This window comes from Pseudomonas sp. BGI-2 (genome assembly GCF_004310295.1).
GTDB lineage: Bacteria > Pseudomonadota > Gammaproteobacteria > Pseudomonadales > Pseudomonadaceae > Aquipseudomonas.
This window is the reverse complement of the sequence record NZ_SISB01000032.1, coordinates 1-13,158: the sequence shown is the minus strand read 5'-3', so window position 1 is coordinate 13,158 and position 13,158 is coordinate 1. Positions and strand designations below refer to the sequence as shown.

At 61.5% G+C, this 13,158-nt stretch carries 17 protein-coding genes; 10 read left to right on the top strand and 7 right to left on the bottom strand.

What is annotated here, in order from left to right:
* Positions 1 to 126: 126 nt before the first annotated feature.
* The 4 genes from EYC95_RS20680 to EYC95_RS20665 form a co-directional block, all read right to left on the bottom strand.
* The gene (locus EYC95_RS20680) at positions 127 to 645 is read right to left on the bottom strand and encodes a DUF3299 domain-containing protein (protein WP_131062014.1); all 519 of its coding nucleotides are present in this window, start codon (positions 643 to 645) and stop codon (positions 127 to 129) included.
* 11 nt (positions 646 to 656) lie between these two features.
* Positions 657 to 1,922, bottom strand: a complete 1,266-nt coding sequence (locus tag EYC95_RS20675) for an ABC transporter permease (RefSeq protein WP_131062013.1) — start codon at positions 1,920 to 1,922, stop codon at positions 657 to 659.
* Position 1,923: 1 nt separating this feature from the next.
* Positions 1,924 to 2,634: an ABC transporter ATP-binding protein gene (locus tag EYC95_RS20670; RefSeq protein WP_131062012.1), complete on the bottom strand. Its 711-nt coding sequence runs from the start codon at positions 2,632 to 2,634 to the stop codon at positions 1,924 to 1,926.
* A 152-nt stretch (positions 2,635 to 2,786) separates the two neighbouring features.
* The gene (locus tag EYC95_RS20665; protein ID WP_131062011.1) at positions 2,787 to 3,356 is read right to left on the bottom strand and encodes a DUF2796 domain-containing protein; all 570 of its coding nucleotides are present in this window, start codon (positions 3,354 to 3,356) and stop codon (positions 2,787 to 2,789) included.
* A gap of 134 nt (positions 3,357 to 3,490) precedes the next feature.
* Here EYC95_RS20665 and EYC95_RS20660 point away from each other — a divergent pair, with 134 nt between their 5' ends.
* Positions 3,491 to 3,844, top strand: coding sequence for a hypothetical protein (locus tag EYC95_RS20660; RefSeq protein ID WP_131062010.1), 354 nt, complete (start codon positions 3,491 to 3,493; stop codon positions 3,842 to 3,844).
* Positions 3,845 to 3,907: 63 nt separating this feature from the next.
* Here EYC95_RS20660 and trxA read toward each other — a convergent pair whose 3' ends face one another.
* From trxA to EYC95_RS20645, 3 genes are all read right to left on the bottom strand, one after another.
* Positions 3,908 to 4,780: a thioredoxin gene (trxA, locus tag EYC95_RS20655; protein ID WP_131062009.1), complete on the bottom strand. Its 873-nt coding sequence runs from the start codon at positions 4,778 to 4,780 to the stop codon at positions 3,908 to 3,910.
* A 188-nt stretch (positions 4,781 to 4,968) separates the two neighbouring features.
* Positions 4,969 to 5,625, bottom strand: a complete 657-nt coding sequence (locus tag EYC95_RS20650) for a methyltransferase (protein ID WP_131062008.1) — start codon at positions 5,623 to 5,625, stop codon at positions 4,969 to 4,971.
* Complete coding sequence (locus tag EYC95_RS20645; RefSeq protein WP_131062007.1) at positions 5,622 to 6,086, bottom strand: YbaY family lipoprotein; 465 nt, start codon at positions 6,084 to 6,086, stop codon at positions 5,622 to 5,624. Before EYC95_RS20645 ends, EYC95_RS20650 begins: the two co-directional genes overlap by 4 nt.
* Before the next feature lie 127 nt (positions 6,087 to 6,213).
* Between EYC95_RS20645 and nrdR the strand changes: the two genes are divergently transcribed.
* From nrdR to EYC95_RS20600, 9 genes are all read left to right on the top strand, one after another.
* Complete coding sequence (nrdR, locus tag EYC95_RS20640) at positions 6,214 to 6,678, top strand: transcriptional regulator NrdR (RefSeq protein WP_003228656.1); 465 nt, start codon at positions 6,214 to 6,216, stop codon at positions 6,676 to 6,678.
* Complete coding sequence (gene ribD, locus EYC95_RS20635; RefSeq protein ID WP_131062005.1) at positions 6,675 to 7,808, top strand: bifunctional diaminohydroxyphosphoribosylaminopyrimidine deaminase/5-amino-6-(5-phosphoribosylamino)uracil reductase RibD; 1,134 nt, start codon at positions 6,675 to 6,677, stop codon at positions 7,806 to 7,808. The genes nrdR and ribD overlap by 4 nt, the downstream gene beginning before the upstream one ends.
* Before the next feature lie 46 nt (positions 7,809 to 7,854).
* Positions 7,855 to 8,520: a riboflavin synthase gene (locus EYC95_RS20630; protein WP_008059524.1), complete on the top strand. Its 666-nt coding sequence runs from the start codon at positions 7,855 to 7,857 to the stop codon at positions 8,518 to 8,520.
* A 16-nt stretch (positions 8,521 to 8,536) separates the two neighbouring features.
* Positions 8,537 to 9,628, top strand: a complete 1,092-nt coding sequence (ribBA, locus tag EYC95_RS20625; protein ID WP_131062004.1) for a bifunctional 3,4-dihydroxy-2-butanone-4-phosphate synthase/GTP cyclohydrolase II — start codon at positions 8,537 to 8,539, stop codon at positions 9,626 to 9,628.
* A gap of 91 nt (positions 9,629 to 9,719) precedes the next feature.
* Entirely contained in the window at positions 9,720 to 10,196 is a 477-nt protein-coding gene (ribE, locus tag EYC95_RS20620) for a 6,7-dimethyl-8-ribityllumazine synthase (protein ID WP_003185938.1), read from the top strand.
* Positions 10,193 to 10,693, top strand: coding sequence for a transcription antitermination factor NusB (gene nusB, locus EYC95_RS20615; protein ID WP_131062003.1), 501 nt, complete (start codon positions 10,193 to 10,195; stop codon positions 10,691 to 10,693). The genes ribE and nusB overlap by 4 nt, the downstream gene beginning before the upstream one ends.
* An 18-nt stretch (positions 10,694 to 10,711) precedes the next feature.
* Complete coding sequence (gene thiL / locus EYC95_RS20610) at positions 10,712 to 11,677, top strand: thiamine-phosphate kinase (protein WP_131062002.1); 966 nt, start codon at positions 10,712 to 10,714, stop codon at positions 11,675 to 11,677.
* On the top strand, positions 11,674 to 12,177 hold the full coding sequence (locus tag EYC95_RS20605) for a phosphatidylglycerophosphatase A (protein WP_131062001.1): 504 nt from the start codon (positions 11,674 to 11,676) through the stop codon (positions 12,175 to 12,177). The genes thiL and EYC95_RS20605 overlap by 4 nt, the downstream gene beginning before the upstream one ends.
* Before the next feature lie 22 nt (positions 12,178 to 12,199).
* The gene (locus EYC95_RS20600) at positions 12,200 to 12,937 is read left to right on the top strand and encodes an ABC transporter substrate-binding protein (protein ID WP_131062000.1); all 738 of its coding nucleotides are present in this window, start codon (positions 12,200 to 12,202) and stop codon (positions 12,935 to 12,937) included.
* Positions 12,938 to 13,158 lie beyond the last annotated feature (221 nt).

The following is a 13,158-nucleotide window of genomic DNA, read 5'->3' as shown; positions in this document are numbered from 1 at the left end:
GATTTTGTTGGTGATTCTAATGGCCCCTTCGCGGGCAAGCCTCGCTCCTACAGGTATTGCGTATCTCCTGTAGGAGCGAGGCTTGCCCGCGAAGGCGTCCTCACAATCAACACAGAACAGCCGGATTCACTCCGGCAGTTCATACACATAAATCTTGTCCGCCTCCATCTGATACCCCGCATCCGCCAACTCGCTGCTCGACGCTTTCACCTGCAACGCCCCCTCGATCCAGTACGGCTGATACAGCTCATCGAGCTTCACGCCCACTTCGCTTTTCACATGCACGATCTGGTTCGACGGCGGTGGCGGCACATGGATGCAGGCGCCGAAATACGGCACCAGCAAAAACTCCGTGGAGCGGCCTTCCTCACTCACTTCCAGCGGCACGATGTAACCCGGCAAGCGGATGTTCTGCCCGTCGAGGCTTTTCACCACCGGTGCATTGGGCATGTCTTGCTTGGCCGCCGGCGCCGACTCGGCGGCCAACGCGTCGCTCATCTGCGACAGGTCGTGCAGCGGTGTCATGTTTGGCACTTCCGGTGCGGCGTCCGGCGGAATCATTTCCGACCAGGTCAGTTCTTTCGGCTCGGCCGCCCACAGCGGCAGGGCAACCAGCATCAAAAGCGCAAGCAGAGCGCGGGGCATCATTAACGTCCTCATAGTCGGATCGACAGGCCATCGGCCAGGGATTGGCGATACGCGCGCCACGCCGGCACGCTGCCCATCAGCAACGCGGCGATCAGGATGCCACCGAGCAGCGTCCATTCATATTCACTGGGCCAGGCGAGTGGCAAATACAAGCCGTAATTGGCTTGCACATAACCCTGGGCCAAGGCGATACCCACATACAAAAGGCCCAACCCGGCAATCACGCCGGACAGCGCCAAGGCGAACGCCTCCAGCACCAGCAACGTTGCGATGTGCCACGGTCGGGCACCGACCGAGCGCAGAATCGCCATCTCGCGACGTCGCTCGTTGAGGCTGGTGAGGATCGCCGTGAGCATGCCGATCAAACCGGTCAGCACCACAAACAGCGAGACCACGAACAAGGCCTTTTCCGCCGTGCTCATCAAACTCCACAACTCTTGCAGCGCCACGCCGGGCAGGATCGCCAGCATCGGCTCGCCACGGAATTCGTTGATTTCACGCTGCACGGCGAAGGTCGAAATCTTGCTGTTGAGGCCGAGCATGAACGCGGTGATCGCTGGCGGCGTCAGGTCCATGTTGCGCGCCTGATCGGCACTGATCCGGCCTTTGCCCTGGGCCGGCACACCGTTGTGCCAGTCGATGTGAATCGCTTCCATGCCGCCGAGGCTGATGTGCAACGTGCGGTCCACCGGGGTGCCGGTGCGCTTGAGAATGCCGACCACGGTGAACGGCTTGTCATCATGCTTGACCAGGCTGATCACCGCCACGCCGTGAGCCAGCACCAGTTTGTCTCCGAGTTTGTAGTGCAGCGCCTCCGCTACTTCGGCACCGAGCACCACTTCGAACGGATCGCTGGCGAAGGCGCGGCCGTCGGCGATTTTCAGGTGTTGTTGATGGCCGTACTGGTAATGCTCGAAGTACGCCTCGGTGGTGCCCATCACGCGGTAACCACGATGGGAGTCGCCAAGGGACATCGGGATCGCCCACTTCACTTTCGGGTTGTTGGCGAAATGCTCGAAGCTGTCCCAACGAATGTTGTTGGTGGCGTTGCCGATGCGGAACACCGAGTACAGCAGCAGGTTCACCGAACCGGAACGGGCGCCGACGATCAGGTCGGTGCCGCTGATGGTGCTGGCGAAGCTGGCCTTGGCTTCGGTGCGCACCCGTTCCACGGCCAACAGCAGGCAGACCGACAGGGCAATGGCGAATGCGGTGAGGATCGCGGTGAAGCGGCGATTAGCCAGGCTGGCCATGGCTAGACGAAACAAATACATCTCAGACCTCGAACGGGGTGGCGGCGCGATTAAGTTCGGCCAGCGACAGGTGGCGATCGAACAGCGGCGCGAGGCTTTGGTCGTGGCTGACGAATAACAGGCTCGATCCGGCTTCACGGCATTCGGCAAACAGCAGGCGGATGAAGTTTTCGCGAGCGTCGTAATCCAGCGCCGAGGTCGGTTCGTCTGCGATCACCAGTTCCGGTTGACCGATCAACGCCCGCGCGGCGGCGACCCGTTGCTGTTGGCCGATGGACAGCGAATCGGCGCGGCGGCCGAGGATGCTTTCATCCTTCAGGCCCAGGTGGGCGAGCAGGGTGGCGGCGGCCTGGTCGACACTGCCGTGACGCTGTTTCGCACGCTGGGCGCGAAGTTTGGAGAAGTGGCAGGGCAATTCGACGTTTTCGCGGACCGAGAGAAACGGCAGCAAGTTGAATTGCTGGAAAATGTAGCCGGTGTGATCGACGCGAAAGCGGTCGCGCGCACCGGCGCCGAGTTCGGTGAGTTCCTGGCCCAGCAGGTGAATGCTGCCGCGATCGGGCTTCTGCACCCCGCCGAGCAGGCCGAGCAGGGTGGTCTTGCCACTGCCGCTGGGGCCTTTGAGGAACAGGGTTTCGCCGGGTTCCAGGCGAAACGCCGGGATGTCCAGCAGCGGCGGGTGACCGGGCCAGCTGAAGCCCAGGTCGGACAGTTCGATGAGTGCTTGGGTCATGTGAAACCGGTCAGGTTGATAGGTGAACCCTGTAGGAGCGAGGCTTGCCCGCGAAGGCGATTTACCAGCCGACATCAATGTTGAATGTGATGGCCTCTTCGCGGGCAAGTCGGATCGCCGCACCGCTCGCTCCTACAGGGGCGGTGGTGGTTTCAGAATTTCAGGGCGGCAGCCTTGGCCGTCACTTCAACCCCTTGCTGCCCGCTCGGGCTGATCAGTTGTACCTGAATCTTCTGGGTGGCCGGGAAGGTGTTGAAGATGTTCGCCAGGTCCAGCGTCTTCAGCGCGCCGGGTGCCGAGCAGCTGAATTGATAATGGGCATGGATTTCGCTGTGGTCGTGATGATGTTCGTCTTTGTCATCATCGGCATCCGGCTTGTCGCCGAACAACGGGCTTTCCAGTTCCTGTGTCGCGACCACGCAACCGGCGGCTTTCAGCAGGTTGAACAGCACCAATGGTTTTTCAAGCTGTGCGCGGACGGCGGCAACCTTGGCTTTGTCGGCGTCGGTGGTGGCGGCGTGTTCGAAGCCCACCAGGTTCATCGCCGGGCTTTCCAGTTCCAGCTCCAGGGTCTGACCGTCCAGCGCTGCGTTCAGGCGACCGACGCCATGTTCGTGGGCGCCGAGGCTGCCGTGCTCATGATCATGATCATGTTCATCAGCGGCGTGGGCGACGGCCAGCGGCAACAGGGCAAACGGCAGAGCGAGAAGCAGACGGCGCATGGCGGGTCTCCGGAAATAAAATGAATAATTTGTTATGTGATCTTATAACGAAAGTGTCGAGAGTTTGACCGTCTGCTTGGCGTTGCACAAGTCCCATGGGAGCATGCACGTCAGAAATGTGCAGGAGCAGACTTATGTTGCGAATTCGCGGAAGCATCGGCGACTGGCCGGTGGATTTGACGCTGGAGATGGATGACGGTGATTGGGCGCGGCTTGGTTCGCAGTTACAGGTGGTCAAGCCCGAAGCCAGTGCAGCGCCGGCGAAACCTGTCAATCAGGATGATGCGCTGTGGCAGATCGCCAAGGATTTGCTGCGCAAGGCCGGACAATTGAGCGGCCCGGATTTGCTGGATCAGTTGGAAGGATTGACCGGCAGCGCGGCGTCAGGCAAACGCTTGCTGGTGCGTTTGCGCCATTGCTCTGATGTGAAAGTGACGAGCGGCGGGGATACGCCGCTTTATAGCTGGCAAGAGCCAGGTAGGAGCTGAGCTTGCTCGCGATGGCGATCTCCAGGACGCCATCGCCGGCAAGCCGTGCTCCTACGGGGCGGGTTAATACAACGCAGCAAACAACTTGCGGCGGTACGTGGTCACCAGCGGGTGATCGTTGCCCAGCAGTTCGAACACCTGCAGCAAGGTCTTGTGCGGCAAACCTTCGCTGTAGCTGCGATTGCGCACGAACAGCTTGAGCAACGCATCCAGCGCCGCATCGTACTGCTGACGCGCCAATTGCTGGATCGCCAATTGATAAACCGCCTCATCGTCCTGCGGATTTTTCGCCAGGCGCGCTTTCAGGTCTGCCGCATCCGGCAAATCCTTGGCCTGGCCGAGAAACTGGATCTGCGCCTTGGCGCCGGCCAGGGCGGCCTTGTGTTCATCGCTCTTGACCGCGTCGAGCACGGTTTGCGCTTCGCCCAGCTCGCCACGCTCGGTGAGGCAGCGGGCGTAGAGAATCAATGCGCCGGCGTTGGTGTTGTCTTCGCCCAGCAGCACTTTGAGCGCGGCTTCGGCGTCGGCAAAGCGATTGTCATCAAACAGCGCCTGAGCTTGCTCAAACGGGTCGGCAGCGGCCGGCGGCGGCATTTGAACGTGAGGCTCAAGCATCGCGCGCACGGCAGATTCCGGTTGCGCACCGGCAAAACCGTCCACCGGCTGACCGTCCTTGAACAGCACCACGGTCGGCAGGCTGCGAATGCCGAAGCGCGAAACGATGTCCGGCTCGGCGTCGCAGTTGACCTTGGCCAGCAGCAACTCGCCCTGATAGCTCTCGGCGATGGTTTGCAGCATCGGCATCAACGCCTTGCACGGCGCACACCATTCGGCCCAGAAATCCACCAGCACGGGTTTGTGGAATGAGTTCTCGATCACCGACTGCTCGAAATCGGCAGTCGTGGCGTCGAAGATGTACGGCGTTTCCTGACTCATGGGGGATCTCTTGGAAGCGTGAATGGGGCAACTATACGGCTTGGTGGGGGGCGGCCGGAAGCGGGATGGCCTTTGAGATGTGTGTTGCCTGACCGGACGCCTTCGCGGGCAAGCCTCGCTCCTACAGATTTAGTGCCCCTCTCAATAACGACGCGGACTTGTAGGAGCGAGGCTTGCCCGCGAAGCTTTTAGCTACGCCGAGCGTGGTACAGGCTTACATGCCGAAACTCTTCAGGCTCAGCCAGATCCGGCAACGTCATCGCTTCCAGCATCTCGATACGTTGATACAACGGGTGACGAAAATCCCTCACCCGCGAATCCGCCACCAACGCTTCCCGGCCACGACTCAAAAACTCATCAAGCAACGGCAGATTCGCTCGGTCGTAAAGCACGTCGGCCACCAGAATCAGATCAAACCGATCCGCCTCGGCGAAAAAGTCCGTCGAGTAATCAAGCTGTACGTCATTGAGTTCAGCATTCGCCCGGCATGCGGCAATCGCCAGCGGGTCCAGGTCACAGGCCACCACTTCCAGCGCCCCGGCCTTAACCGCTGCGATCCCCGCCACCCCCGAACCGGCGCCAAAATCCAGCACGCGTTTGCCTTTGACCCACTCAGGAAATTCAGCGAGGTAGCGGGCGACTGCCAGACCGCTGGCCCAGCAGAAACTCCAGTACGGCGGTTCATGCAGAATCCGGCGGGTTTCCTCCGGGCTGAACGCGCGGTCCATGTTGTCGCCGTCGATCAGCCAGAGTTTCAGCTCGGTATCGGGCAACGCGACAGGCACAAGCTGCGCGTCACCGAGCAGTTCACCCAACGCCTGTTGCAGGTCGAGCGGTGCAATCATGGCGCTTTGACGAATTGCAGCTGACCCAGGGCCTGGGTCGTCGGCTGGGTAATGACCTGCGACGGCAAATGCAAAATCAACTGGCCAGACTGGCTGGCACGGCCCCGCAATTCAACGCGAACACCGGCCGGGAACGACTCCGGGTTAAAGCGCAGGTGAAACGGCAACACTTGATTGGTGCCGATCAGGCTCGAACTGGCGAGCAATTGTTGCGGGCGGTCCTTGTCGTCGATCACCAGCAGCGCCAGTTCGACTTCGGCACCGGCCGGCACGCCTTGCAGGGTGCCGCTCAGTTCACGCTGATAGGCGGGCAGCGGGCCGAGGTTGGCCGATTCCTTGGCTTTCTTCTGCGCCTGTTGTGGCGCGGGGCCCGGCGTCGGCGGTTGGGGCTTGGGCGCATCGCTGCTGCAGGCCACCAGCAGGCTGAAAAGACTGAGCAAGACGAGCGGTCTTAGGGACATTTGCGGCTCCAGCAAGGTGAAATCCATGAATCAGGCATATAGCCCGTCTGTATACCGTAAACCCTATGGCTTGTCTTGCCACGGGGATGCGCTACCATGGCCCTCCCTTTTTTTGTTGCCTGCCACCATGCACTGTCCCTTCTGCGGTGCCAACGACACCAAGGTCATCGACTCGCGTCTGGTCGCCGAGGGCGAACAGGTACGCCGCCGGCGTGAATGCCTGGCCTGCGGCGAGCGTTTCACGACGTTCGAGACTGCCGAACTGGTGTTGCCGCGCCTGATCAAAACCGACGGTAGCCGTCAGCCCTTCGACGAAGAAAAACTGCGCGCGGGCATGCAGCGTGCGCTGGAGAAGCGCCCGGTGAGTGTCGAGCGCCTCGAATCGTCGCTGGTGCACATCAAACACAAACTGCGCGCCACCGGTGAGCGCGAGGTCAAATCCCTCGTGGTTGGTGAACTGGTGATGGCCGAGCTGCAAAAGCTCGACGAAGTCGCCTACATTCGTTTCGCCTCCGTGTATCGGCGCTTCCAGGACCTCAACGAGTTCCGCGAAGAGATCGATCGCCTGGCCCGTGAGCCGGTGAAAGAATGACCACCTCCGCAGAACAAGCTGTCCTCGACGCCCATTACATGGCCCGCGCCCTGGAACTGGCGCGTAAAGGTCATTACACGACGCACCCCAACCCCCGGGTTGGCTGCGTGATCGTGCGTGACGGGCAGATTGTCGGCGAAGGCTGGCACGAGCGCACCGGCGAACCCCACGCTGAAGTCCACGCCCTGCGCGCCGCTGGCGACAAGGCCCGTGGCGCCACGGCTTACGTGACCCTCGAACCTTGCAGCCACCACGGTCGCACGCCGCCCTGCGCCGATGCGCTGGTGAACGCCGGCCTCGCTCGCGTCGTCGCGGCGATGCAGGACCCGAACCCATCGGTGGCCGGTCGCGGCATGCAGCGTTTGGCTCAGGCCGGTATTGCCATCGAAAGCGGCGTGCTGGAAGGCGAGGCGCGCAAGCTCAATCAAGGCTTCCTCAAACGCATGGAACATGGCTTGCCATTCGTGCGGGTCAAGTTGGCCATGAGCCTGGACGGTCGCACGGCGATGGAAAGCGGCGAAAGCCAATGGATCACCGGCCCGGCCGCGCGTTCGGCGGTACAACGCCTGCGCGCGCAGGCCAGCGTAGTGCTGACCGGCGCCGACACGGTGCTGACGGACAACGCCCGACTGACCGTGCGTGCCGATGAACTGGGCCTGGACGCCGAGCAAACGGCCCTGGCCATGAGCCGTCCGCCGCTGCGCGTGCTGATCGACGGCCGTTTGCGAGTACCGCTCGATGCGCCGTTTTTCAAGGCCGGGCCTGCGTTGGTCGCCACGTGCATGGCGGTCGAAGAGCAATACGCCAACGGTCCGGAATGCCTGATCGTGGCCGGTGACGATGGCTTGGTTGACCTGCGCAAACTGCTGGTCGAACTGGCCAATCGTGGGGTCAACGAAGTGTTGGTCGAAGCGGGTCCGCGTCTGGCTGGGGCTTTTGCCCAGCAAGGTCTGGTGGACGAATTCCAGATTTTCATCGCCGGCAAGTTTCTTGGCTCCTCGGCACGCCCGCTGCTGGACTGGCCGCTGGCGCAAATGAAGGACGCGCCCGAGCTCAAAATCACCGAAATTCGCGCGGTTGGCGATGACTGGCGAGTCATCGCCATTCCTGCGTCGGCGGCGAGCGTATAATTCCTGGCCGCAGCCTAGCGACGGCTTTGTTCTCGAGGAGGACTCCATGTTTACCGGCATCATCGAATCCATCGGCAGTATTCGTGCATTGACCCCAAAAGGCGGAGATGTGCGGGTACACGTAGAAACCGGCAAGCTCGATTTGAGCGACGTCAAACTGGGCGACAGCATCGCGGTCAACGGCGTGTGCCTGACTGCGGTTGAATTGCCAGGCAATGGCTTCGCGGCGGACGTCAGTCGCGAAACCCTCGACTGCACCGCGATGAATGACCTGAAAAGCGGCAGCCCGGTGAACCTGGAAAAAGCCCTGACCCCGACCACTCGCCTCGGCGGGCACCTGGTCAGCGGGCACGTTGATGGCGTGGGCGAAGTGGTTGCCCGTACCGAGAATGCTCGCGCTGTGGAATTCCGCATCCGCGCACCGAAAGAGCTGGCCAAGTACATCGCTCATAAAGGCTCGATCACCGTCGACGGCACCAGCCTGACCGTGAACGCGGTCGATGGCGCCGAGTTCCTGCTGACGATCATTCCGCACACCCTGAGCGAAACCATCATGGCGTCGTACCAGCCAGGTCGCCGGGTGAACCTCGAAGTTGACTTGCTGGCCCGTTATCTGGAGCGCCTGTTGCTGGGCGACAAGGCCGCAGAGCCAACGGCCGGCAGCACCATTACCGAAAGCTTTCTGGCCGCCAACGGCTACCTCAAATCCTGACCCAAGGGGGTGCCTAGTGGCGCTCAATAGCATCGAAGAACTGGTTGAAGACATCCGCCAAGGCAAGATGGTCATCCTCATGGATGACGAAGACCGCGAGAACGAAGGCGACCTGATCATGGCCGCCGAGTGCTGCAAGGCTGAACACATCAACTTCATGGCCAAGCACGCCCGTGGCCTGATCTGCATGCCGATGAGTCGCGAGCGCTGCGAACTACTCAAGTTGCCCTTGATGGCGCCGCGCAACGGTTCCGGCTTCGGCACCAAGTTCACCGTGTCCATCGAAGCGGCCGAAGGCGTGACCACCGGCATCTCCGCTGCCGACCGCGCGCGCACCGTGCAAGCGGCCGCCGCGAAAGACGCCAAGGCTGAAGACATCGTCAGCCCTGGCCACATCTTCCCGCTGATGGCCCAGGCTGGCGGCACCCTGGCACGCGCCGGCCACACCGAAGCGGCGTGCGACCTGGCGCGCATGGCCGGTTTCGAGCCGAGCGGGGTGATCTGCGAAGTGATGAACGACGACGGCACCATGTCCCGTCGCACCGAACTCGAAGCCTTCGCGGCCGAACACAACATCAAGATCGGCACCATCGCCGACCTGATTCACTACCGGATGATCCACGAACGTACCGTTCAGCGGATTGCCGAGCAGCCGCTGGACAGCGAACTGGGCCAGTTCAACCTGGTGACCTATCGTGATTCCGTGGAAGGCGACGTGCACATGGCCCTGACCCTGGGCACCGTGTGCGCCGAAGAACCGACCCTGGTTCGCGTACACAACATGGACCCGCTGCGCGACCTGTTGATGGTCAAACAACCGGGGCGCTGGAGCCTGCGCGCCGCCATGGCCGCGGTGGCCGAGGCCGGCAGCGGCGTCGTGCTGTTGCTCGGTCACCCGCTCGATGGCGACGTGTTGCTGGCGCACATCCGCGAAACCGCGGAGCACGTACCGGCGAAAAAACCGACCACCTACAGCATCGTCGGTGCCGGTTCGCAGATCCTCCGGGACCTGGGCGTGCGCAAAATGCGCCTGATGTCTGCGCCAATGAAATTTAATGCGATATCCGGTTTCGATCTGGAAGTTGTAGAATACGTGCCCTCCGAATAATGACCGGTTGTTTCCAGTCCTTGATTCGCGGCTAACACATCACCGAGGGACGCGTAGAAAACGTGTCCCGGCTCTTTAAGAGATCTAACGAATGACCCTGAAGACCATCGAAGGTACCTTCATCGCGCCTAAAGGCCGCTACGCTTTGGTAGTGGGCCGTTTCAACAGCTTCGTCGTTGAAAGTCTGGTCAGCGGTGCAGTTGATGCCCTGGTTCGCCACGGCGTGAGCGAAAGCGACATCACCATCATCCGCGCGCCTGGCGCCTTCGAAATCCCGCTGGTTGCGCAAAAAGTCGCTCAAAAGGGCGAATACGCAGCAATCATCGCCCTGGGCGCGGTCATTCGTGGCGGTACTCCGCACTTCGAATACGTGGCGGGCGAATGCACCAAGGGCCTGGCCCAGGTGTCCATGGAGTTCGGCGTACCGGTTGCTTTCGGCGTGCTGACCGTTGACTCCATCGAGCAAGCCATCGAACGTTCCGGCACCAAGGCCGGCAACAAAGGTGCCGAAGCTGCCCTGTCCGCTCTGGAAATGGTCAGCCTGCTGGCGCAGTTGGAGGCCAAGTGATTAGCGACGAAAGTGATCGTTTCAACCCGCGCGATCCGAAACCTGCGGACGCTGGCAAGCCATCCAAGAGCGTCAAGCGTCGCGAAGCCCGTCAGCTCGCGACTCAGGCGCTGTATCAATGGCACATGGCCAAAACTTCGCTGAACGAAATCGAAGCGCAGTTCCGGGTCGATAACGATTTCAGCGATGTCGATGCCGCCTACTTCCACGACATCCTGCACGGCGTGCCGGCGCACAAGACCGAGATCGATTCTGCCCTCGGCCCGTGCCTGGACATCACCATCGACGAGCTCGATCCGGTTGAACTGGCGGTTTTGCGCCTGTCCACCTGGGAACTGCTCAAGCGCGTCGACGTTCCATACCGCGTGGTGATCAACGAAGGTATTGAACTGGCCAAGGTCTACGGTTCCACCGACGGCCACAAGTTCGTCAACGGTGTGCTCGACAAGCTGGCCCCGCGTCTGCGTGAAGCTGAAGTCAAGGCGTTCAAGCGCTGATCGGCGCTTGCAACCGCTATGGGCGAGTTTGAGCTGATCCGCAACTTCTTCGCCGCCGCGCCTTGTGCGCAGGGCGGCGAAGGCGTTGCCCTCGGAATCGGCGATGACTGCGCCTTGCTGGCTGTTCCTCCCGGGGAGCAGTTGGCGATTTCCACCGACACACTCGTGGCCGGTGTGCATTTCGCAGATCCTTGCGACCCGTTTCTGCTCGGTCAGCGCTCGCTTGCTGTGGCCGTCAGCGATCTGGCTGCCATGGGCGCCACCCCCATTGCCTTTACCCTTGCCCTGACTTTGCCGACGGTGACCGCCGATTGGCTGGACGCCTACGCCCGTGGTTTGAACCTCATGGCACAGGGCTGCGGTGTGGCGCTGGTGGGCGGTGATACCACGCGGGGGCCGTTGAGCCTGACCATGACCGTGTTCGGTCGGGTGCCGGCTGGCAAGGCGTTGACCCGCAGCGGTGCACAACCCGGCGATTTGCTCTGCGTTGGCGGTGAGTTGGGCAATGCGGCGGGTGCCTTGCCGCTGGTGCTGGGTCAGCGGACGGCTGAATCCGCGATCGCCGATCCATTGCTGGCCCATTACTGGTCGCCGCAGCCGCAACTGGCGTTGGGTCAGGCACTGCGTGGCAAAGCCACCTCGGCGCTGGACATCTCCGACGGCCTACTCGCGGACTGCGGGCATATTGCCCTCGCGTCGAAGGTCGGCATTCAGATTGAACGGGACACGCTGCCATTGTCGAAAGCTTTAGTCGCCTTCCTCGGTCAATCGAGTGCAGAAATAGCGGCCCTGAGCGGCGGTGATGATTACGTACTGGCCTTTACCTTGCCGTCCGTGGAGTTAGCGCAATTGTTGAGCGACGGCTGGCCGATCCATGTGGTCGGGCGCGTTGTGACGGGGCAGGGCGTGACGCTACTGGATGCCACTGGGCAGGACATCACCCCGCAAACCCGGGGCTATCAACATTTTCGGGAGACACCGTGACAGATCATCCCAAACAGGTCCCGGCGGAATTCGTACCGCCTTCAGTCTGGCGCAATCCATGGCATTTCCTGGCGTTCGGCTTCGGCTCGGGCACCTTGCCAAAAGCACCGGGCACCTGGGGTTCGTTAGTTGCGCTACCCTTCATCCCGTTGTGGCAGATGCTGCCCGACTGGGGTTACTGGCTGATGCTCGGCATCACCATGCTGTTCGGCTTCTGGCTGTGCGGCAAAGTCGCCGACGATTTGCGGGTACACGACCACGAAGGCATCGTCTGGGACGAAATGGTCGGGATGTGGATCACCTTGTGGCTGGTGCCGGAAGGTTGGTACTGGTTGCTGGCGGGGTTCGTGGTGTTCCGCTTCTTCGACATTCTCAAGCCTTGGCCGATTCACTGGATCGACCGGCACGTGCACGGTGGCGTCGGGATCATGCTCGATGACGTATTGGCCGGGGTGTTTGCGTGGCTGGCGATGCAGGGGCTGGTATGGATTTTCGCCTGAAGGGCGAAACAGGGGATTAAGGATGGCTCGACGCTGGTTGGCGGTGATGGTGTTCACGATGTTTTGCTCGCTCGCCCAGGCGGGTGACGGGACGACGACGCCATCGGTTATTCATCTGGCCAGCGAAGACTGGGAAGACTACACCGCCGCTGATGGCCATGGCCTGGGCTGGGACGTGCTGCGGGAAGTGTTCGAGCCGGCTGGCGTCAAGCTGGACATTCGCACCGAGCCTTACACGCGCTCCGTCGGGCTGGCCCAGCGCCGCGAAGTGGATGCCTGTGTCGGTTCCTACCATGGCGAGAACAGCGATCTGCTTTATCCGCGCTGGAACTTCGACACTGATCACATCTATGCCCTGGGTCTGGCGAGCAATCCGGCGCCGACCCCGGAGACGCTGGGCAACTATCGACTGGCCTGGGTCCGGGGCTACGACTTTCAGGATTACCTGCCCAACATCCGCCGCTATAACGAAGTCATTCGGCGCACCGGCATTTTGTCGATGCTGACCCGCAACCGCGCCGACTATTACATCGACGCGCTGACCGAAGTCGACTATGTCCTCAAGTGGGCCAAGGATCCTTCGCAGTTTCGTCGTACCCATATCGCGGAATTGCCGCTGTACCTGTGCTTTGCCGATACGCCCAAGGCCCGAACGTTGATGGCGCTGTTCGACCAGCGCATGGAGCTGCTGGTGAAAAGCGGCCGGTTGAAACCGATCTTCGAACGCTGGAAACAACCCTATCCGTTTGACCCGAACTGACACTGATTTTCTACTGGCAATGACTCCACTGTGGGAGCTAGCTTGCTCGCGATGACGGTGTGTCAGTCAGCATCTTGGTAACAGACAGTCCGCCATCACGCCCTGAGCCTTTCCGTCAACGCGGTTTTGCTGTGTCCAGCTCGCTGGTCAACGGTGAGCCGTGCCGGAGCAAGGCCTGTAAATAAACCTTTTCGTCGTACACGGTACTGGTCTTCCAGCAC

Coding starts and splice junctions, on each gene's coding strand:
- EYC95_RS20600 (WP_131062000.1), top strand. CDS start 12,200: ATGGCTCGACGCTGGTTGGCGGTGATGGTGTTCACGATGTTTTGCTCG.
- EYC95_RS20680 (WP_131062014.1), bottom strand. CDS start 645: ATGCCCCGCGCTCTGCTTGCGCTTTTGATGCTGGTTGCCCTGCCGCTG.
- EYC95_RS20670 (WP_131062012.1), bottom strand. CDS start 2,634: ATGACCCAAGCACTCATCGAACTGTCCGACCTGGGCTTCAGCTGGCCC.
- ribD (WP_131062005.1), top strand. CDS start 6,675: ATGACCACCTCCGCAGAACAAGCTGTCCTCGACGCCCATTACATGGCC.
- EYC95_RS20645 (WP_131062007.1), bottom strand. CDS start 6,086: ATGTCCCTAAGACCGCTCGTCTTGCTCAGTCTTTTCAGCCTGCTGGTG.
- thiL (WP_131062002.1), top strand. CDS start 10,712: ATGGGCGAGTTTGAGCTGATCCGCAACTTCTTCGCCGCCGCGCCTTGT.
- nrdR (WP_003228656.1), top strand. CDS start 6,214: ATGCACTGTCCCTTCTGCGGTGCCAACGACACCAAGGTCATCGACTCG.
- EYC95_RS20660 (WP_131062010.1), top strand. CDS start 3,491: ATGTTGCGAATTCGCGGAAGCATCGGCGACTGGCCGGTGGATTTGACG.
- trxA (WP_131062009.1), bottom strand. CDS start 4,780: ATGAGTCAGGAAACGCCGTACATCTTCGACGCCACGACTGCCGATTTC.
- EYC95_RS20665 (WP_131062011.1), bottom strand. CDS start 3,356: ATGCGCCGTCTGCTTCTCGCTCTGCCGTTTGCCCTGTTGCCGCTGGCC.
- EYC95_RS20675 (WP_131062013.1), bottom strand. CDS start 1,922: ATGTATTTGTTTCGTCTAGCCATGGCCAGCCTGGCTAATCGCCGCTTC.
- EYC95_RS20650 (WP_131062008.1), bottom strand. CDS start 5,625: ATGATTGCACCGCTCGACCTGCAACAGGCGTTGGGTGAACTGCTCGGT.
- ribE (WP_003185938.1), top strand. CDS start 9,720: ATGACCCTGAAGACCATCGAAGGTACCTTCATCGCGCCTAAAGGCCGC.
- EYC95_RS20630 (WP_008059524.1), top strand. CDS start 7,855: ATGTTTACCGGCATCATCGAATCCATCGGCAGTATTCGTGCATTGACC.